The sequence below is a fragment of the Streptomyces sp. CoH27 genome, assembly GCF_020181035.1.
GTDB classification, from domain to species: Bacteria; Actinomycetota; Actinomycetes; order Streptomycetales; family Streptomycetaceae; genus Streptomyces; species Streptomyces camelliae.
In genome coordinates, this window is the sequence record NZ_JAIQYY010000010.1 from 1 (window position 1) to 17,306 (window position 17,306).

The following is a 17,306-nucleotide window of genomic DNA, read 5'->3' on the forward strand; positions in this document are numbered from 1 at the left end:
TCACGGTCGGTGAGTTCATGGCGGCGTATCACACCCACCATGATCCATCACGAGATGATCTTTGAAGACGGACCCTAGCCCTGTCAGTCCCGACGGACGTCACCGAGGAACCCGGCCGGGGCGCCACCGGAAACGTGGACGGGCACCGGATGTCCGTCGGTCGTCTGGGGGCCGCGACCGCCCGGCCCGACTGGGCGAAGGCGGTCGACACCCGCGCGCTTCTGGACGGCGCGGCCGTCGCCTGGCTCATCGTCGACGGACACCTGACCGGCGCCGTACTTCTGCGCGACCCCCTGCGCCACGACGCCCCGCGCACCCTGCGCCACCTGCGCGCGGCAGGCATCGAACGGCTGCTGATGCTCACCGGCGACCGCGCCGCACCCGCCCACGAAGTCGCCGCCGTCCTCGGCCTGGACGACGTCCGCGCCGAACTCAGCCCGGCCGACAAGGTCGCCGCCGTACGCGCCGAACGCGAGCACGCCGTCACCGTGATGGTCGGCGACGGCGTCAACGACGCCCCCGCCCTCGCCGCCGCCGACATCGGCGTCGCCATGGGCGCCCGCGGCTCCACCGCCTCCTCCGAGGCCGCCGACATCGTCCTGACCACCGACCGCGTCGACCGGCTCGCCGACGCCGTCACCATCGCCCAACGCTCCCGACGCATCGCCGTCCAAAGTGCCCTCGGTGGCATGCTGATGTCCCTGGTCGCCATGGGTGCGGCCGCCTTCGGTCTCCTCCCGCCCGCCGCTGGCGCCCTGTTGCAGGAGGGCATCGACGTCGCCGTCATCCTCAACGCCCTGCGCGCCCTGCGCACCGGCCAGGCCGCGCGGCCGGCCCTCACCCCCGCCGCCGAGGCTCTCATCCACCGCTTCGCCTCCGAACACGACGACCTCCAGGACGTCCTGGAAGCGGTACGCGACGCGGCCGACCGACTCTCCGACAGCTCCGGCCAGGCGGCCCTGGCGGCCGTGGAGGAGACGCACCGGCTGCTGAGCGAGCGGCTGCTGCCGCACGAGTACGCCGAGGAACACGAGCTCTACCCAGCCCTCGCGCCGACGCTCGGCGGCCCCGAGGCCACCGCCACCATGAGCCGCGCCCACACCGAGATCGAACGCCTCTCCCGGCGCATCGCCACCCATCTGCAACTGGCCCACGCAGACGGGAGCCTCTCCGCCGAGCAACTCGACGACCTTCGCTCCTGCCTCTACGGCCTCAACACCGTCCTGCGCCTGCACTTCACCCAGGAAGAGGAGAACTACTTCTCCCTCGCTCCGTGAAGAACGGCATCAGAGGGACTACCGACAAGCAAGCGGCCGTCCGGCCCACCACCGCCAGAAATCGCGGCGTACATGACAGATTTCGGCCTTGGCGCATCAGCCCCCGCCCGGGACGATGTGCCCGCACGCGGCACCGCCTGGACCACAGCGTTCGATAACCAATCCCCCACACAGGAAGGACGTCGGCCATGGCGATTCGCACCGAAGTCGACGCGTCCCGGGCCATCGAGCCCAGCCGCCAGGACGAACCCGCGAGACGCGCCGTAACGGCACTCGGCCTCCTGGGCATCGCCCTGATCCACTTGCTCGACCTGCCCAGCAAGATCAAGGAGACTCCCTACCTTGGAGCCGCGTACATCCTGCTCATCATCGCGAGCGTGGCGGTAGCGGAGTATCTGATGCGGCGCCATGACCGCCGGGCCTGGCTGGCCGCGACCGTGCTCGCCGCAGCCGTACTCCTCGGTTATGTGGTCAACCGCAGCGTCGGTCTCCCGGGGGCCATGGACGACATCGGCAACTGGCTGGAACCGCTGGGGCTGGCCTCTATATTCGTCGAGGCGGTCGTGGTGGTCCTGGGGCTGTCGGGCCTCGTGGACTCGATGGCGCGCGGGTCCGCCGACGTCTGAGCACTTACCTGACGCCCTATTGGTTCGCTGGCGCGGCGCGCTATCTGCTCCAGTTGGAGACCAGGTGGAGTCCGGCGAGTGCGACGACCAGCCCCCCGCCCAGCGCCACCGCCAACAGCGACCAGCGTCCGGCACGCCACGGGGCGGCGATCCCGTGGCGCGCCGGACGGCGGCGCAGGTCGGCGCCGACGAGGCGCGGCAGGCGCCACAGGTAGGCGAGGACGTGCACGGTCATCACCGCGGCCCAGCAGACGAAGCTGGCCTTGTGCAGCAGGAGTACCGGAACCGGACCGGCGGTGCCGCTTCCGAGCAGCGCCAGCGCCACTCCCGTGCCGAGAACGGTGATACTCGTGGCGACGACCAACGGGCCGAGCACGCGCAACAGCGGTGCCGGCGGACCCTTGCGGCGGTACGCGGGCGATCCCGTGTAGTAGCGGTAGAACCGGTAGCCGGTCGATCCGATCTTGAGGCAGACCGGGCCGGTCAGCAGCAGCCCGACGAAGAAGTGCAGGGTGAGGAGTTGCCCGAGGAAGAGGATGGTGACGCCCTCGACGGCGAACAGGACCAGCAGCACCGCGCCGGTCGCCGCGGTCAGCCGCTCGTTCCCCTCCGGCCCGCCGGGCGTCGGGCTGGTCCGCTCGAACGTGCCGTCCACCGGTGCCCTGCCGCCGATCACAGTCACTCGTCCGTCCTCCTGGTGATCAGGCCCGCCCGGCCCGGATGGCAGTGCTCTCGCTGCTCCCGCGCTGTGCGCTGGAGCGGGCAGAAGTATGACTGACGTGCGGTTAAGAACTGGATCACGTCCTCTAGGGCGGCTGCCGGCCCGTTGCTCGATCCAGACACAGCGCCAGCGCCTGGCATGCGCTCGCCGCGCGTCGCGCTTGCCCGAGAGCTTCACCCGTAACAGTGGCCGATCGAATGACTGGGTAGCTCACTCGTCGAGCTCGATGAGTTCGAGCAGTAGTCCGGCGCACTGGCCGTAGCCGTTGCAGGCGATGCGAGCGCCCAGGGCACCTGCACGTGCCGTACACGGCTGGCCGACGGCTTCTTCTAGGCCAGCCTCCGGGCAGAACGGATGCAGCACACATGAGGACGGGAAACCCCGTGAACACGTGAGAACTACGGAGGGGTGTTTTCCCAGGCCAGACACGCCACAGCCGACGTTTTCGCAGGTCACAGACCCTCCCAGGGAAAACTCCTAAAGCGGGTGTCGCAGGTTCGAATCCTGCCGGGGGCACACTGTCTGACCAGCGCGTTTACCTCTCTGAGGTAGGCGTGCTGTTCGTCGTAGCCATGGCATTGACCATGAATAGGTTCCAGAACCATGTCGAACACCAAGAGCAAGCGACGTCAGCGCGGCAGCATCCGCCCCGATGGGGCCGGCTTCCAGGTCCGGGTCTACGCCGGGCGTGAAGCCTCCCCTTGATCGTGGACACCTGGAGACCGGGATCTTGAGGTTCCAGAGGAAGCAGCATCAGGTGGGAAGCAAGTACCCCAGCGCTGACCGGCCCCACCCGTGCCATGGCCCCACCCATGCGATGGCCCTGCGCACGACGGCCACCGCCTTCGACTCCCAGCGCGGCAAAGCCTGGTGGAGAGCACCTGTCCGAAGGTGCCGCATTCCCCGCCAAATGGCGATCAGCACCGTGTCGACCGGGCGTACGGGCAGGATCGCGTACTAAGCGGTCGCAACGCCCAGGAAGCGCAGCACCGCCAGGACGCGGCGGTGGTCGGTGTCGGCCTTGGGCAGGTCGAGCTTGGTGAAGATGCTGTTGATGTGCTTGGCGACCGCGCTCTCGCTCACGACCAGCTCGGCGGCGACGCCGGAGTTGGACCGGCCGCCCGCCATCAGCTCCAGCACCTCCCGCTCGCGCGGTGTCAGCCGGTCGAGTGGATCGCTGTGCCGGCGCACCAGCAGCTGCGCGACGACCTGCGGGTCGAGCGCGGTGCCGCCGGCCGCCACCCGGCGTACCGCCTCGGCGAACTCCTCGACGTCGGCGACCCGTTGCTTGAGCAGATAGCCGACGCCCGAGGTGTTGGCGGCGAGCAGATCGGCGGCGTACCGCTCCTCCACGTACTGCGACAGCAGGAGCACAGCGGTTCGCGGGTACTGGCGGCGGATCACCAGCGCGGCGCGCACTCCCTCGTCGGTGAAGCCGGGCGGCATGCGCACGTCGACCACCGCGATGTCGGGCCGGTGCTCCTCGACGGCCGCCAGCAGCCCTTCTGCGTCGGCGACCTGCGCGCACATCTCGAAGCCGGCCGCCTCCAGCACCTTGACCACGCCGATGCGCAGCAAGAGGGAATCCTCGGCGATCACGGCGCGCACGGCAGCTCCACGGTGATGACGGTCGGGCCCCCGGCGGGGCTGCGGCAGGAGAACGTGCCGTCGACGGACGCGACGCGCTTGGCGAGCCCTGCGAGCCCGGTGCCACCGCCGGCCGCCGCGAGATCCGCGCCGCCCGCGCCGTCGTCCGCGACGACCACCAGCAGTGTCTCCCCGATCCGCTCCACGGTCACGTCCGCCCGGGTCGCCTGGGCGTGTTTGACCACGTTCGTCAGGGCTTCGGAGACCACGAAGTACGCGACGGCCTCGACCGTGGGTGAGGGGCGCTGCGGCAGGTCCACCGCCACGCGCACCGGGATCGGGAGGCGGGCGGCGACCCCGGACAGCGCGGCGTCGAGGCCGCGGTCCTCAAGGACGGCCGGATGCAGGCCGCGCACCAGGTTGTTCAGCTCGGCGATCGCCTCCTTCGCCTCGCGGTGCGCCTCGTCGATCACCTTGCGGGCGTCCTCCGGCAGGTCGCCGAGGGTGGCCCTGGCCAGGCCCAGGTTGACGGCGAGTGAGACGAGGCGCTGCTGTGCGCCGTCGTGCAGGTCGCGCTCGATCCGCCGCCGCTCGGCGTCGGCGGCGTCGAGCACGCCGGCCCGGCTCTCGGCGAGGTCGGCGACCTGGCGGGCCAGCCTCTCCGTGCGGCTGGGGCCGAGCAGGACCTCGGCCGCCCGGGTCTCCAGCCGCACCAGGGCGGCGGTCAGCCGGGGCCCGAGGAACAGCAGGGCGAGGCCGCCGGCGGTGATGTACGCGGCCTGCGTGGTGTACCCGAGGTCGGTGATCCGCCACTGCGGGGGCAGCGCCCAGATCCACACGTAGATGGAGGCGGCCACGAGAGCGGCGGCCCAGACGGCGAGGACGGCGAGGTCCAGGACGGCGAGCAGCGGACCCGCCACGGCGTGGTAGCAGACCTGCCGCCACAAGGCCCGCGTGGTCAGCCGGCGCACCGCCGACTTCCAGTTGCGTCCGGGCCCGGGTACGGCGGGGCGCGGGAGGTCCTTGCCGACGAGCGCCCGGTAGCGCCGCCGCTGCCCGACGGTCAGCAGGGGTGTCACCACGAGCGTGAGCAGCACGGGCAGCGGAGTGACGGCCACCGCGCCGGGCGCGCGCACCAACGCCGCCATCGTGCCGAGCAGCCAGAGCCACGGTGGCACCGCGGCGAGGTGGAGCGGCAGGCCGGCGGCGACGAGCGCGGTCCGGTGTCCCGCCCTGCGGAACGGCCGGCCCAGCACCAGCTGCAGCCACTTCGTGAGTCGCATGCGTCAAACGGTAAAGCCGCAGGCCATCCCCGTGCCATGACGCTCCTGCCCGGTTCGGGGGTGCACTTGTCTCCACCCCGGGTCGGAACCCTGCGTGACTGACGGCGCCCTGGTGTGCGGCGGAGGCTGGAGTACGTGAAGGGGAGAGCCGACGGGGAGCGGGGGAAGACGATGCGTCAACTGGCCTTGTGCGATGAGGAAGTGGCCGGTGCCGAGGGCTTCGACCGCGCCGAGGTCATCCCGCTCCACGAAGAGGCGGAGGAGCCGCGCCCGGCGCGGGGCATGCGGCGGGCCGGGGTGCTGCTGGTCGCCTGCGGGTTCGGCCTGCTGCCGTGGCTGTACGTGCTGGCCATCGGCCTGCCGGGCACCGCGACCGCGGCGCACTGGCCGGTCGCCTGGGTCGGGCTCGACGCGCTGGAGGCGCTCGGCCTGATCGCCACCGGCCTCCTCGCCGCCCGCGGTGACCGGCGGCACGCCCTGGCAGCCGCCGCGACCGCGACGCTGCTTGCGGTGGACGCCTGGTTCGACACCACGACCGCGGCCCCGGGCGGCGACTTCGCCACCGCGGTCGCCATGGCGCTCGGTGCCGAGCTGCCGCTCGCCGCGCTGTGCGGCCGGCTGGCGCTGCGGGCGCTGGGCCCGCGCGCGTGACGCCGACCGCCCGACCGCATACCACGAACAACGATCACGAACCGAATCGATCCACCGGAGAACACCATGCACCGCATCACCACCGCCCCCATCGCCCCGATCCCGGCCCGGACCCGCTGGACGGTCGCCGCCGGCGTCGGCGCCGCGTTGGCCGCCGCCTGGTGGCTGGGCGACAAGGCGCCCTATCCGTACGCCCAACGCGGCCTCCTCGACATGCCGTTGCCGTTCCTGACAGCCGACCGGATGGACGCCGTACTGCAACCGCGGCCGGGGGAGCGGATCCTGGAGATCGGCCCGGGGACCGGCCTGCAGTCGCTGCACGTCGCCCCGCAGCTCGGGCCGGAGGGACGGCTCGATGTGCTCGACATCCAGCAGGAGATGCTCGATCACGTGATGGGCCGCGCCGAGCGCGACGGCCTGGCGACGATCAGGCCCACCCGCTCGGACGCACGTGAACTGCCCTACGCCGACGGGACATTCGACGCCGTATACGCCGTGACCGCGCTCGGTGAGATCCCCGAGCCGGATCGGGTACTGCGCGAGGCGGCACGGGTGCTGGCACCAGGCGGGCGGCTGGTGATCGGCGAGTTCTTCGACCGGCACTGGATCCCCTTCGGCCGGCTGCACCGGCTCGCCGACGCCGCCGGCCTCCACCTGACCGAGCGCCGCGGCCCGAGCCCGGCATACCTCGCCCGCTTCCGAACCTGCGGAGCCGACGCGCCAGGCCACCAGAGCGAGCGCCTCGCCCACAGCGTCCGGGACACCAACGACGGGGAAGCGTGAGCACCGCACGCAGGGGCCGCGATCACCGAGCTGAACACGCCAAGACCATCGACGAGGTCCGCCACCACGGCGTCATCCTCGACCGCCTCACCGCAGAACCCGAACCCACGCCCCGATCCGGGGACGAAACGGACAGGTGTCCTGACCAGCGGTCCAGGGGTTTCAGGATCGGCCCGCTGCGGGCTCTTCGGCTCGGGCCCGGGTGGAGGCGAGACGGTAGGAGTCGGTGCCGGTCTCGATGATCGTGTGGCCGAACGGGTGGTCCGCAACGCGGGGGTCGGCAGGCAACTGGCGCGCCTGGCGACCGAGAGTGGCTTCAGGGTGCCCACGGTCATCCCTGTCACACCTGTCTTCCGGGACGTCCAGGTCGCGGACAAGATCCTCGGCCTTGAACGCACCACCCGGCGCGCAGTCGAGGCCGGCTATTTCAGCAACCAGGCGGCGGAAGCCTGGCTGAGCCATCTCACGCGGGGCCCGTTTCTCGCGGCGGTGACGTTCTACATCGTCGTGGCCGAGGCATAGCCGCGCGTCGCAAGGCCGTGGTCGGCGCGGCGTCTTTCACCGTCTCGCCGGCCGCGGCAGGCAGCGGCGGGACTCGTCGCGGAGCTCGGGCATCGGGGGCTGACCGGTTGTCATGCCGCGGGGTCCCGTCGGACGAGTACGAGGACGGCGGCGCAGGTGGCCAGGGTGATCGTGGCCACCTGCGCCACGATGCCGGTGGCGAGGTGGGCGGAGACATTCGGATACGGCGCGATGTGCTGATCGCCCAGATCGCCGATTTCGCGATGCCTCAATCGCCGATTTCGCGATGCCTCAGAGGATCCTGCTCGCGGGCGAAGGGGTCGGCCTGATGGAGGTCGCCGACTCGACGGTGCACGCCGCCCTGCACGCCCACCGGCATCCGCTGGCTCCGCCCGTCGACCTGGTGACCAAGGTGTCGGACTTCCACGACTGGGCCCGGGGAGCCGCCGTGCCGGCGGTCCAGGTGCTCGTCCTGGGGACGGCGGAGGGGTGAACGCGGGTCGGCTCATCAGTCCCGGCGCACGTCCAGGTCACCGGCGCACGTCCAGGTCATACGTGTCCGCCGAACCTGCTCGCGTGGGTGACGCGCCCGTGATGACGGTGTCGGTGGATGTCGGGTTCGCGGCGCAGGGCGACGAGAGCCGCGTCGTCGTCGAGGCGTCCGCGGGTGTGGGCGAGCAGGTCGCGCTGGATGTGGTGCAGCAGCGACTCCGGGCCGGCCTCGCTCCACTGGGCGGCCCGGGTCTCGAAGGGGTAGAAGTCTCCGTTGGCGTCGCGGGCTTCGATGACGCCGTCGGTGTAGAGCAGGAGCGTGTCCGCGGGCTCGAAGGGGAGCACATCGATCTTGTATTCCTCCGGCCCCAGCTCGCCGACCCCCAGCGGTGGCGCGGGGTGCAGGCTGGGGACGGTGAGGGCGCTGTTGGGGCTGAGCACCAGGGGCGGGGGATGTCCGCAGCTGACGATCCGGGTGATGGGGTCGTCGTCGGGGAGTTCCAGCAGCAAAGTGGTGGCGAAGCGTTCGCCGGTCTCCTCGGCCGGCTCGAAGTCGGCCAGGTAGCGGGTGACGCTCTGTTCCAGGGCAGCGGCCAGATCGGGCAGGGAGGTGTGCCGGTGGGCGGCTTCGCGGAAGGCTCCGAGCAGGAGGGCGGCCTCGCCGATGGCGGACAGCCCTTTGCCCCGCACATCGCCGATCATGATGCGCACCCCGCCGATGACGCGGGTGGCCGCGTAGAGATCACCGCCGATCTGCGCCTCGTCCTCGGCTGCCAGATACAGGCAGGCGATCCGCAGGGCGCCGATCCGCTCCGGCAGCGGCCACAGCAGGACGTGCTGTGCGGCCTCCGCGACCGACCGCACCTGGGCCAGCTGGCGTCGGTATCTTTCCCGCACCACGCAGAAGAACACGATCATGGCTGACAGCACTGCCAGGGCGAGGATCTGCACCATCACGTTGCGCGAGGACAGCACGCCGAAGTGCCAGCCGATGTACGCCTGCGCCGCCACGGTCAGGAACCCGATCAGCCCGGTCGGCCAGGGACCGGCGAACGAGGCGGTGATCGCGGGGGCGATGACCAGCAGCGGGCCGAGATGGATGTCGGCCGGGACCAATTGGTCCACCATGGTGATCACTACGATGAGCACGATCGGGATCACCAGCAGCACATGACTCGACTGCCACTGCTGCCGCACACCAGCCAAGCCGTGCCCGGCCTCCACCGTTCCAGACTGCCACCGCCCGAGGCGGCTGACGAACGAGGACCGGGACCGGAGCCGACTGACCGGCCAGGACGGTACGGCCAGGCCGGTCAGGCCGTGGGGGTGGTGATGCGGGCGGCGAGGATGGTGATGTCGTCCTCGGCCGGGGTGGGGGCGAAGCGGTCCATGAGGGTGTCGCACAACTGGTCGAGGTCGTTGTGCGCGCCGGTGAGCAGGCGGACGAGTTCGTCCAGACGCTCGTCCAGATCGGCCCCGCGGGTTTCGATGAGGCCGTCGGTGTAGAAGACGATGATGCTGCCCGGGTCCAGGACGATCTCGGTGGTGGCGAAGGAGATACCGCCGATGCCCAGCGGCGCGCCGGCGGGCAGGTCGAGCAGGCGGGCTGTGCCGTCGGGTGTCACGAGGGCGGGCGGGGGGTGGCCGGCGCGCCCGAGCCGGCAACGGCCGGCCGTGCAGTCACAGATCCCGTACAGGCAGGTGGCCAGGAGGGGGCTGTCGAGTTCCTGCAGTGCGTCGTCGAGGTGGTGCAGGAGCTGATCGGGGGGCAGGTCGAGGTGGGTGAAGGCGCGCACGGTGGTGCGCATCTGCCCCATGATCGCGGCGGCTTGGATGCCATGGCCCATCACGTCGCCGATGACCAGGGCGCCCTTGCCCGGGGCGAGGGTGGCGACGTCGAACCAGTCCCCTCCGACCTCGTGGACGTCGGAGGCGGGCCGGTAGCGGTGGGCGACCTCGATGCCGGCCGGGGGTTTCGGGAGGCTGGGAAGCATGCTGCGCTTCAAGGTGAGCGCGACGTCGTGCTCGCGGTGGTACAGCCGGGCGTTGTCGATGCAGACGGCGGCGTGGGCGGCCAGATCGCCGACGAGCGCGAGGTCGGCGGCGTCGAAAGCGGGGCGGTCGCCGTCCCGCAGGAAGGTGGCGACGCCGAGGACCAGGCCGCGGGCCGTGAGGGGCACCATCATCATCGACGTCACGCCCAGGGACCGGAGCCGTTCGGGAATCGAGGAGTAGCGGGCGGCCTGGGCGACGGCACGGGCGTCGATGCGGCGCAGCAGGAAGGGGCGGCGGTCGATGACGGCCTGCGCGTACGGCGCGTTCACGGGGAAGTGCAAGGTGCTGCCGACGGGGGTGAGGATGTCGGCGGCCGGGTGACCTCGGGCGGGCGCCTTGCCGAGACGGCGCAGGGTGGCGCCGCCCCACAGACTGGTCATCGGCTCGGTGACTTCGGTGAGGTCGGCCAGGACGTCGACGGTGACGATGTCGGCGAGGCGAGGCACGGCGATGTCGGCCAGCTCCTGTCCCGTCCGGGCCGCATCGAGGGTGGTGCCGACCCGCAGCGTGGCTTCGTTGAGCAGCGCCAGACGCTGACGGCCGGCGGCGGCCTCCCGCTCGTTCTTCTCCTCGGCGGTGACATCGATGATCGAGGCGTTGATCCCCAGCGGTTCGCCGTCCGCGTCCTCCAGACGGAAGTAGGAGCAGGACCACACGCGCTCGTGGTCGGGGTCGGAGGGCGTACGGCCGATGCGGCGGAAGTTCACCACGGGGTCACCGGTGACCAGCACCCGTCGCATCGCCGCTTCCATCTGCTCGCTGTTGACCCCGGGGAGCACCTCCGACGGCCGGTGCCCTATGTGCGCCGCGGCGGGCAGCCCGTTCATCGCCTCCAGGGCGCGATTGACCTGCTGGAACCGCAGCTCGGTGTCGAAGACCGCCAGCCCCATCGGCGAGCGGGCGAACAGCGCGTCCAGCAGGCCGCCGACTTCGCGGGCCTGACGCGCTTCACGGGCATCGGCGGCCAGAAGCAGTACGTCCCACCCCTCCCCGCCCTGTGCTGCCACGGGGCATCCCCACACCTCCATCCCGATGGTGGAGCCGTTCTTGCGCCGCATCGGGAAGTGCCCGGTCACACTGCGTCCGGAGGCGACCGCCTCGTGCACGGCGCGGGCCTCCGGGCGATGGTCGGGGAGGGCGAGGTCGGTCAGGTGACGGCCGATGACCTCACGGGCGGCGTAGCCGAGCAGCTCGGGGGCGGCCTTCGCCCACTGCGTGATCCGTCCGGTGCCGTCGGAGACGATCAAGGCGACGGGCAGCAGATTCCACCATGCCGCGGCCTGCCCGACCGCGGCCATCGGCTCCCCGGCCTGCATAGGATCCGGCATCACGAGTGCTCCAAGCTGCCGCTTCTCCATTATGGACAGGGAACAGGAGATACGGCGGCCGACGGGTCGGGCAGCCGGATCGGCCCTGCGGCGTGCCGCATCGCGTTGGTGACCGTGTGACGGCTACGGCGGCTACGGCGGCTACGGCGGCTACGGCGGCTACGGCGGCTACGGCGGCTACGGCGGCTACGGCGGCTACGAAAACCGCGTGCCGGTCGGCGGGGCACGGTGATAGACACCCGGAGTGGAAAAGACTCTGGAGTTCCCCGATCTGCTGCGGCTGATCGACGAGCGGTCGACCGCCTTCCGCGCAGCGATCGCCTCCGCGCCCAGTCTCGACGTGCAGGTGCCGACCTGCCCCGAGTGGACGCTGTTCGACCTGGCGCAGCACCTGGGCGAGGGGCGCCGTGCCTGGGCCGCCACCATTGCCGCAGGGCCTGACGCCACGGCCAAGTCCGCACCCGGCGGCCCGGCCGCACCCCGGGAGCGCGAGGCCCTGCTGTCCTGGTTGGCCGCGTCGACGCAAGCGCTGCTGGACGCGCTGCGGGAGGCCGGCCCGGATCGCGGCTGCTGGACGTGGTGGGGCAGGTCGCAGTCGCCGCGGACCTGCGGTGCCGTCGCCCGGCACCAGCTCCACGAGATCGCGATGCACACCTACGACGCCCAGCTCGCCCTGGGCGCCCCGCAGCCGCTGCCGGACGAGGTGGCACTCGACGGTGTCGAGGAGTTCCTGTTCACCATCGGCACCACGACGGTCGCCTGGCCGCACGAGCCCGCTGTCGTCGACTACCACGCCACCGAGGGCCGCTCCTGGCGCAACTGGCTCTCCGGCGACGGCGTACGGGCCGCCCGCCTTCCCGCACCCGGCACCGACCCGGACGCGGCCGCCGCCTCCGCCCGGGGCACGGCCCATGAGCTGGTTCTCGCCCTCTACGGCCGTATCCCGCATGACTCACTGAAGCTCGACGGTAACCGGGTTCTCTTCGACCAGCTCGTGGCCTGGGACCCGGAGCCGTAGGGTTTTTTGACGCAGTCATGACGCGGCGACCGCATCCGTTCGCCCGCCGGGCAGTGTCCTTGTCCATGTCCGTGCTGGATGTGAGGGAGGGACTGCCATGCAAGGCACCGTGGTTGCGGTCGTCGTGGTGGGGTTGCTGGCGCTGTTCGTGCTCAAGAGCGGGATGCGCGTCGTCAACCAGGTGGAGCGCGGGGTGGTGTTCCGCTGGGGCAAGGCGCTGCCGGGGGCCCGGCAGCCCGGGGTCACCTTCCTGATCCCGTTCGCCGACCGCATGCGCAAGGTGAACGTGCAGGTGGTGACCATGCCCGTGCCCACGCAGGAGGGCATCACCAAGGACAACGTGTCGGTGAAGGTCGACGCCGTCGTCTACTTCCGGGTGATCGACCCGGTGCGGGCCGCCATCGAGGTGCAGGACTACGTCTTCGCCGTCGGGCAGGTCGCCCAGTCCTCACTGCGGTCCATCATCGGCAAGAGCGACCTGGACGACCTGCTCAGCGACCGGGAGCGGCTGCACGAAGGGCTCGCCCTGATGATCGACAGCCCCGCCGCCGGATGGGGCATCCACATCGACCGCGTCGAGATCAAGGACGTCCAGCTGCCCGAGTCGCTGAAGCGGTCCATGTCGCGGCAGGCCGAGGCCGAGCGGGAGCGACGGGCCCGGGTCATCACCGCCGACGGTGAGTTCCAGGCCGCACAGCAGCTCGCCAACGCGTCGCGGATCATGTCCGACACGCCCGAGGCCATGCAGCTGCGGCTCCTCCAGACCGTCGTCGAGGTCGCCGCCGAGAAGAACTCCACCCTCGTGATGCCCTTCCCCGTCGAGCTGCTGCGCTACTTCGACCGGGCCGTGCAGAAGATCGACGCCGATCTCAGCTCACCCCGGCCCGAGCAGGCTCCGGTTCCGGCGCAGGAGAGCGACGGCCGGCCGTAGCCAGCGTCAGCGTCACCAGCACCGAGCCCGCCGCCATCACCGTCATCCCCACGGCGGGCGAGGTGAACTGGGCCACCGTCCCGGCCAGCGTCGCGCTCACGCCCTGCAGTGTCAGCATCCCCGCCGAGTGCAACCCCAGGGCCTGTCCGGCGAGTTCGTCCGGCGTCAGTTCCATCAGCCGCTCCTGCTGGACCAGGCTCGCGCCGAAACCGGCCGACGCGAGCGTCACGCACACGATCGCCAGCGGCAGGGGCGGGTGCGCGGCGAACAGAAGGTACGGCGTCGCCAGCAACAGCAGCAGGGGCGTGGCCAGCCGGCGGCGCACCGCGGGCGGCAGCAGGCGGCCGATCGTCACGTCACCCGCGAACATGCCGAGCGCCCCGCAGGCGAACAGGGTGCCGGCCGCGTGCGGGGCGTACGACACGTAGAGCGACTCGCAGCCGACGACCAGGCCGTTGGGCAGCCACAGGCCCAGATAGGTCAGCCGGCGGGCACGGGACGACCACAGCAGGGCGTTGATCCGGCGGGTCGCCGCCGCGGAGGGGCGGCCCGCGGTGCGCGGCGGGCGGGCGGTCAGACCCAGGCGCAGTACCAGCGCCGCCGACAGGTACAGGGCCGCCGACAGCAGGAGGCAGACCCGTGGGGACAGCGTGGCGAGCAGGGCGCCGCCGGTGGCGAAACCGGCGACCTGCATGAGCCCGTTCACCATGTTGAACAGCGAACGCCCGGGCAGATAGCCGTCCTTGGTCAGGATCTCGTTCAGCAGGCCCCAGCGGACCCCGCCGCCGAGCGATGCCACGAGGCCGAGGACGAGGACGACGGCGAAGACCGCGGCCACCGGCAGGCCGGGCAGCGCCTGCACCGCCGTACCGGCCGCGAAGGCCAGCGCGATCGCGGACAGGGCCGTACGCGGCGGCAGCCGGTCGGCACCGGAGAGCAGGACCGTCGCGCCCAGCACCTGCGCGAGGGACGGGCCGAACATGCTCACCGCCGACAGCAGCGGGGAGCCGGTGGCCCGGTACACGAGCGTGCCGAGGGCCAGCCCGCCGACGGTCTGCGCGGCGGTCTGCGCGGCCGTGGCGAGGAAGAGGGGGGTGAACTCCGGGGTGCGGAACAGCGAGCGGTAGGAGGGCATGGCCTGGAGTCTCCGGCGGGCCGGGCCGGTGCCGTTACTGTTTCGCCGAGACGCGAAAGGTCGTACGGCCGTGAGGGGGTGTCCGGGGTGGGTTGGTGGCAGCTGAACGCGGATACGCTCGCCCTCAGCCGGTTCGTCGTCTCGCCGCTCGCCGAGACCTTCGCGTGCCTGAAGCTGCTGCACGCCGGTGACGCGGCGCATCCCGGTGAGCAGGAGTGGCTGAGCCGTCATCTGCCCGGCTACCGGGAGCTGTTGGCGGCGGACCCGGTGACCGCGCTGCTGGTACGGGCCGGGCTCGGCCGGGACTGGATCGCCGACTTCCTGACGCCCACCCCGCGCGGCGACGAGCCGTTCGCCGACGAGGTCGCCCGGGTCCGCGCGACCGCCCCCGACGCGGCCCGCGCCCATCTGCGCACCGCCCTCGCGGGTCCGCTGCCCGCGACGCTGGACCGGGACGATCTGCCCGAGCGGGCGGCCGTCCTGCTGGAGTGGGTGTGGGAGGAGACGGTACGGCCGTACTGGGAGCGGCGCCGGCGCGTGCTGGAGGCGGACGTGGTCGCGCGGACGGCGCAGGTGAGCCGGGGCGGCTGGGTGAGCGTCCTGGACGCCCTGCGGCCGGGCCGGACGCGCTGGCTCGGCGAGAACCGCCTCCAGATCAATCTGCACGAGTACCCGCCCCGCGAGATCTCCGGCGCCGAGCTGCTGTTCGTGCCGGTGACCGTGCAGCGGGCGGGGTGGGTGGCCTGGGAGGACGGGGTCCGCTACGCGGCGGTCTACCCGTGCGCCGGCGTCCTCGCCGACCCCGGCGACCGAGTCGTCCCCGCCGGCCTCGGCGCGCTGCTGGGCCCGTCCCGCGCCGCGGTCCTGATCCTCCTCGGCTCCCCCCTGAGCACAACCCAGCTGACGGCACTGACGGGACAGGGCCTGGGCTCGGTGGGCCGCCATCTGAAGGTGCTGCGGGAGGCTGGCCTGGTGGAGCGCCGACGGGCGGGGCGCTCGGTGCTGTACGGGCGGACGGCGGCGGGAGATGTCCTGATGGAGGCGGCGGGTGGCCGGGCCGTCATCCCGCCCGCCTAGTGCCGCGGCAGGCAACGTTTGCCCGTCAAGGAGCGGCGTCCGGTGCGTGCTCTGGGGGTCCCCCGGCCGAAGGCTGGGGGAGTGCCGGCCGGAAGCCCTCGTACTGGACGTACTTGGGCTTTCGGCCGGTGCGGCGAGTGGGGGTACCCCCTCTGGGGGAGCGTGCAGGGCGTCGCGACGGGGCGAACGTTGCCTGTTGCGGCACTAGTATCCGGGCATGACCACTGCTGACCACAGCCCCCTGAATGTCGAGATCGACGCCCTCACCGGCGGCCCCGCCGACCTGCCGCGGTACGCCGGCAAGGCCGTCCTCATCGTGAACGTGGCCTCCAAGTGCGGCCTCACCCCCCAGTACACGGGACTGGAGAAGCTCCAGGAGCGTTACGCGGCGCAGGGCTTCACCGTTCTCGGCGTGCCCTGCAACCAGTTCCTCGGGCAGGAGCCCGGCAGCGCCGAGGAGATCGCGGAGTTCTGCTCGGCGACGTACGGCGTGACCTTCCCGCTGACCGAGAAGGTGGAGGTGAACGGCGAGGGCCGGCACCCGCTGTACGAGCGGCTGGTCGGGTTCGCGGACGCCGAGGGGCACAGCGGGGACATCCGCTGGAACTTCGAGAAGTTCCTGATCGGCCGCGACGGCACCGTCGTCGCCCGCTTCTCGCCGCAGACCGAGCCGGAGTCGGACGCGGTCGTGACGGCCATCGAGGCCCAGCTGGGCTAGGGCCTTTCACCCGACCCCGCTCGGGTCGGCCGGGAGGCGCCGTCGCCTGAAACCGGCCTGATCCGAAAGAAGGGCCCTGGCGGGTTGACCTTGCCCCTGGGGCAAGGGCGAGCGTCCCTGTCACCGGGCGAACGGCGTCCGGTGACGGAGGATGCCGGTATGGACGACGACCTGCTCACCATCGGCGCGTTCGCCGCCCGGGCCCGCCTGTCGGCCAAGGCCCTGCGGCTGTACGACCGGCTGGGCCTGCTGTCCCCGGCCCATGTCGACGAGGCCAGCGGCTACCGCTACTACCGCGCCGACCAGGTCGAACGCGCCCGTCTGGTGGCCCTGCTGCGCCAGCTGGACATGCCGCTCGCCCGGATCGCCGACGTGGTCGGGGCGGAGGGCGGCGACGAGGCCGCCGAGCGGCTGGGCGCCTATTGGGCGGACGTGGAGCACCGGGTGGCCGGGCAGCGGACGCTCGCCGAGTACCTCCGTGGACGGCTGTCGGGGAGGAGCTCCGAGATGTACGGGAAGTTCGTGGTCGAGACGGTGGACGTACCGGCGCAGCTGGTGATCACCGAGTCGCGGCACACGCTGGCGGACGAGCTGCCGACGTGGATCGGCGGGTCGCTGGAGCGGCTGACGGGGGCCGCGCGGGAGTGCGGTGGCGTGACCGGGGCGCCGTTCGTGGTCTACCACGCCGAGGTCTCGATGGAGAGCGACGGGCCGGCCGAGGCCTGCGTGCCGGTGGCCGACGAGGCGGCGGCGCGGGCCTGGGCCGGGCGGGCCGGGCGGGCCTGGGAGACCAGGGTGCGCAGGGAGCCGGCGGCGCGGCTGGCCTTCACCCGGATCACCAAGGCGCAGGTCGCGCATCCGCAGATCCTGGCCGCCTTCGAGGCGGTGGAGCAGTGGATGAGCGGGCGGGGGCTGACGGCGGCCGGGCCGTGCCGGGAGATCTACTTCGCCGACTGGGACGCGGCGGGGCCGCAGGACCCGGTGTGTGACATCGCCTTCCCGGTGCTCCCCTAGGCCCTGTCGGCTGTCACTGGACAGCACCGAGCCCTCTCGGCAAGGACGGCGACCGGTCGAGAGGGCTCTTGGGGAGGTGGTGCTGTGC

Annotated in this window: 15 protein-coding genes and 4 pseudogenes; 11 read left to right on the forward strand and 8 right to left on the reverse strand. The window is 71.8% G+C overall.

The genetic code is table 11. The features are described from left to right. Positions 1 to 68: 68 nt before the first annotated feature. Positions 69 to 1,277: pseudogene (locus LE548_RS17465) on the forward strand (heavy metal translocating P-type ATPase); the annotation flags it as partial. 188 nt (positions 1,278 to 1,465) lie between these two features. Next, positions 1,466 to 1,903 (forward strand): hypothetical protein, encoded by a 438-nt coding sequence (locus LE548_RS17470; RefSeq protein ID WP_225097793.1) that lies wholly within the window; start codon positions 1,466 to 1,468, stop codon positions 1,901 to 1,903. Positions 1,904 to 1,943: 40 nt separating this feature from the next. Here LE548_RS17470 and LE548_RS17475 read toward each other — a convergent pair whose 3' ends face one another. The 3 genes from LE548_RS17475 to LE548_RS17485 all read right to left on the reverse strand — a co-directional run bounded on the left by LE548_RS17475 (position 1,944) and on the right by LE548_RS17485 (position 5,494). Further along, on the reverse strand, positions 1,944 to 2,585 hold the full coding sequence (locus LE548_RS17475; RefSeq protein ID WP_225097794.1) for a hypothetical protein: 642 nt from the start codon (positions 2,583 to 2,585) through the stop codon (positions 1,944 to 1,946). A 996-nt stretch (positions 2,586 to 3,581) separates the two neighbouring features. After that, positions 3,582 to 4,232 (reverse strand): response regulator transcription factor, encoded by a 651-nt coding sequence (locus tag LE548_RS17480; RefSeq protein ID WP_225097795.1) that lies wholly within the window; start codon positions 4,230 to 4,232, stop codon positions 3,582 to 3,584. Beyond that, positions 4,220 to 5,494: a sensor histidine kinase gene (locus tag LE548_RS17485; RefSeq protein ID WP_225097796.1), complete on the reverse strand. Its 1,275-nt coding sequence runs from the start codon at positions 5,492 to 5,494 to the stop codon at positions 4,220 to 4,222. The genes LE548_RS17480 and LE548_RS17485 overlap by 13 nt, the downstream gene beginning before the upstream one ends. Positions 5,495 to 5,629: 135 nt before the next feature. Between LE548_RS17485 and LE548_RS17490 the strand changes: the two genes are divergently transcribed. Both LE548_RS17490 and LE548_RS17495 read left to right on the forward strand, forming a co-directional pair. Beyond that, positions 5,630 to 6,145, forward strand: a complete 516-nt coding sequence (locus LE548_RS17490; RefSeq protein ID WP_225097797.1) for a hypothetical protein — start codon at positions 5,630 to 5,632, stop codon at positions 6,143 to 6,145. Positions 6,146 to 6,211: 66 nt separating this feature from the next. Beyond that, positions 6,212 to 6,928 carry a class I SAM-dependent methyltransferase gene (locus LE548_RS17495; protein WP_225097798.1) on the forward strand — a complete coding sequence of 239 codons (717 nt, stop codon included), beginning with the start codon at positions 6,212 to 6,214 and terminating at the stop codon, positions 6,926 to 6,928. Positions 6,929 to 7,090: 162 nt separating this feature from the next. Here LE548_RS17495 and LE548_RS46515 read toward each other — a convergent pair. Further along, positions 7,091 to 7,183, reverse strand: a pseudogene (locus LE548_RS46515) (AAA family ATPase); the annotation flags it as partial. Between LE548_RS46515 and LE548_RS17500 the strand changes: the two are divergent. After that, positions 7,175 to 7,450, forward strand: a pseudogene (locus tag LE548_RS17500) (ubiquinone biosynthesis protein UbiE); the annotation flags it as partial. The pseudogenes LE548_RS46515 and LE548_RS17500 sit on opposite strands and share 9 nt — an antisense overlap. A 110-nt stretch (positions 7,451 to 7,560) precedes the next feature. Here the strand turns inward: LE548_RS17500 and LE548_RS17505 are convergent. Then, positions 7,561 to 7,722, reverse strand: coding sequence for a hypothetical protein (locus LE548_RS17505; protein WP_225097799.1), 162 nt, complete (start codon positions 7,720 to 7,722; stop codon positions 7,561 to 7,563). Between LE548_RS17505 and LE548_RS17510 the strand changes: the two are divergent. Continuing rightward, positions 7,716 to 7,943, forward strand: a pseudogene (locus LE548_RS17510) (MarR family transcriptional regulator); the annotation flags it as partial. The gene LE548_RS17505 and the pseudogene LE548_RS17510 overlap by 7 nt on opposite strands. Before the next feature lie 56 nt (positions 7,944 to 7,999). On the opposite strand, the gene LE548_RS17515 reads toward LE548_RS17510, so the two are convergent. Both LE548_RS17515 and LE548_RS17520 read right to left on the reverse strand, forming a co-directional pair. Beyond that, complete coding sequence (locus LE548_RS17515) at positions 8,000 to 9,148, reverse strand: PP2C family protein-serine/threonine phosphatase (protein ID WP_263636225.1); 1,149 nt, start codon at positions 9,146 to 9,148, stop codon at positions 8,000 to 8,002. Between the two features lie 107 nt (positions 9,149 to 9,255). After that, positions 9,256 to 11,325 (reverse strand): SpoIIE family protein phosphatase, encoded by a 2,070-nt coding sequence (locus LE548_RS17520; RefSeq protein ID WP_225097800.1) that lies wholly within the window; start codon positions 11,323 to 11,325, stop codon positions 9,256 to 9,258. A 244-nt stretch (positions 11,326 to 11,569) separates the two neighbouring features. Here LE548_RS17520 and LE548_RS17525 point away from each other — a divergent pair, with 244 nt between their 5' ends. Continuing rightward, positions 11,570 to 12,343: a maleylpyruvate isomerase family mycothiol-dependent enzyme gene (locus tag LE548_RS17525; RefSeq protein WP_225097801.1), complete on the forward strand. Its 774-nt coding sequence runs from the start codon at positions 11,570 to 11,572 to the stop codon at positions 12,341 to 12,343. Positions 12,344 to 12,440: 97 nt separating this feature from the next. After that, complete coding sequence (locus LE548_RS17530; protein ID WP_225097802.1) at positions 12,441 to 13,274, forward strand: slipin family protein; 834 nt, start codon at positions 12,441 to 12,443, stop codon at positions 13,272 to 13,274. Here LE548_RS17530 and LE548_RS17535 read toward each other — a convergent pair. Further along, positions 13,213 to 14,409 carry an MFS transporter gene (locus LE548_RS17535; protein WP_225097803.1) on the reverse strand — a complete coding sequence of 399 codons (1,197 nt, stop codon included), beginning with the start codon at positions 14,407 to 14,409 and terminating at the stop codon, positions 13,213 to 13,215. The two genes, LE548_RS17530 and LE548_RS17535, sit on opposite strands and share 62 nt — an antisense overlap. Positions 14,410 to 14,496: 87 nt before the next feature. Here LE548_RS17535 and LE548_RS17540 point away from each other — a divergent pair, with 87 nt between their 5' ends. The 3 genes from LE548_RS17540 (at position 14,497) to LE548_RS17550 (ending at position 17,218) form a co-directional block, all read left to right on the forward strand. Beyond that, positions 14,497 to 15,486, forward strand: coding sequence for a helix-turn-helix transcriptional regulator (locus tag LE548_RS17540; RefSeq protein WP_225097804.1), 990 nt, complete (start codon positions 14,497 to 14,499; stop codon positions 15,484 to 15,486). Positions 15,487 to 15,703: 217 nt separating this feature from the next. Continuing rightward, entirely contained in the window at positions 15,704 to 16,204 is a 501-nt protein-coding gene (locus LE548_RS17545) for a glutathione peroxidase (protein ID WP_225097805.1), read from the forward strand. Between the two features lie 159 nt (positions 16,205 to 16,363). Next, on the forward strand, positions 16,364 to 17,218 hold the full coding sequence (locus LE548_RS17550; protein WP_225097806.1) for a MerR family transcriptional regulator: 855 nt from the start codon (positions 16,364 to 16,366) through the stop codon (positions 17,216 to 17,218). Positions 17,219 to 17,306 lie beyond the last annotated feature (88 nt).

What these genes read in the sequence shown, in the direction of transcription:
- LE548_RS17470 (WP_225097793.1), top strand. Translation starts at nt 1,466, where the DNA reads ATGGCGATTCGCACCGAAGTCGACGCGTCCCGGGCCATCGAGCCCAGC.
- LE548_RS17485 (WP_225097796.1), bottom strand. Translation starts at nt 5,494, where the DNA reads ATGCGACTCACGAAGTGGCTGCAGCTGGTGCTGGGCCGGCCGTTCCGC.
- LE548_RS17495 (WP_225097798.1), top strand. Translation starts at nt 6,212, where the DNA reads ATGCACCGCATCACCACCGCCCCCATCGCCCCGATCCCGGCCCGGACC.
- LE548_RS17520 (WP_225097800.1), bottom strand. Translation starts at nt 11,325, where the DNA reads ATGCCGGATCCTATGCAGGCCGGGGAGCCGATGGCCGCGGTCGGGCAG.
- LE548_RS17530 (WP_225097802.1), top strand. Translation starts at nt 12,441, where the DNA reads ATGCAAGGCACCGTGGTTGCGGTCGTCGTGGTGGGGTTGCTGGCGCTG.
- LE548_RS17535 (WP_225097803.1), bottom strand. Translation starts at nt 14,409, where the DNA reads ATGCCCTCCTACCGCTCGCTGTTCCGCACCCCGGAGTTCACCCCCCTC.
- LE548_RS17545 (WP_225097805.1), top strand. Translation starts at nt 15,704, where the DNA reads ATGACCACTGCTGACCACAGCCCCCTGAATGTCGAGATCGACGCCCTC.
- LE548_RS17550 (WP_225097806.1), top strand. Translation starts at nt 16,364, where the DNA reads ATGGACGACGACCTGCTCACCATCGGCGCGTTCGCCGCCCGGGCCCGC.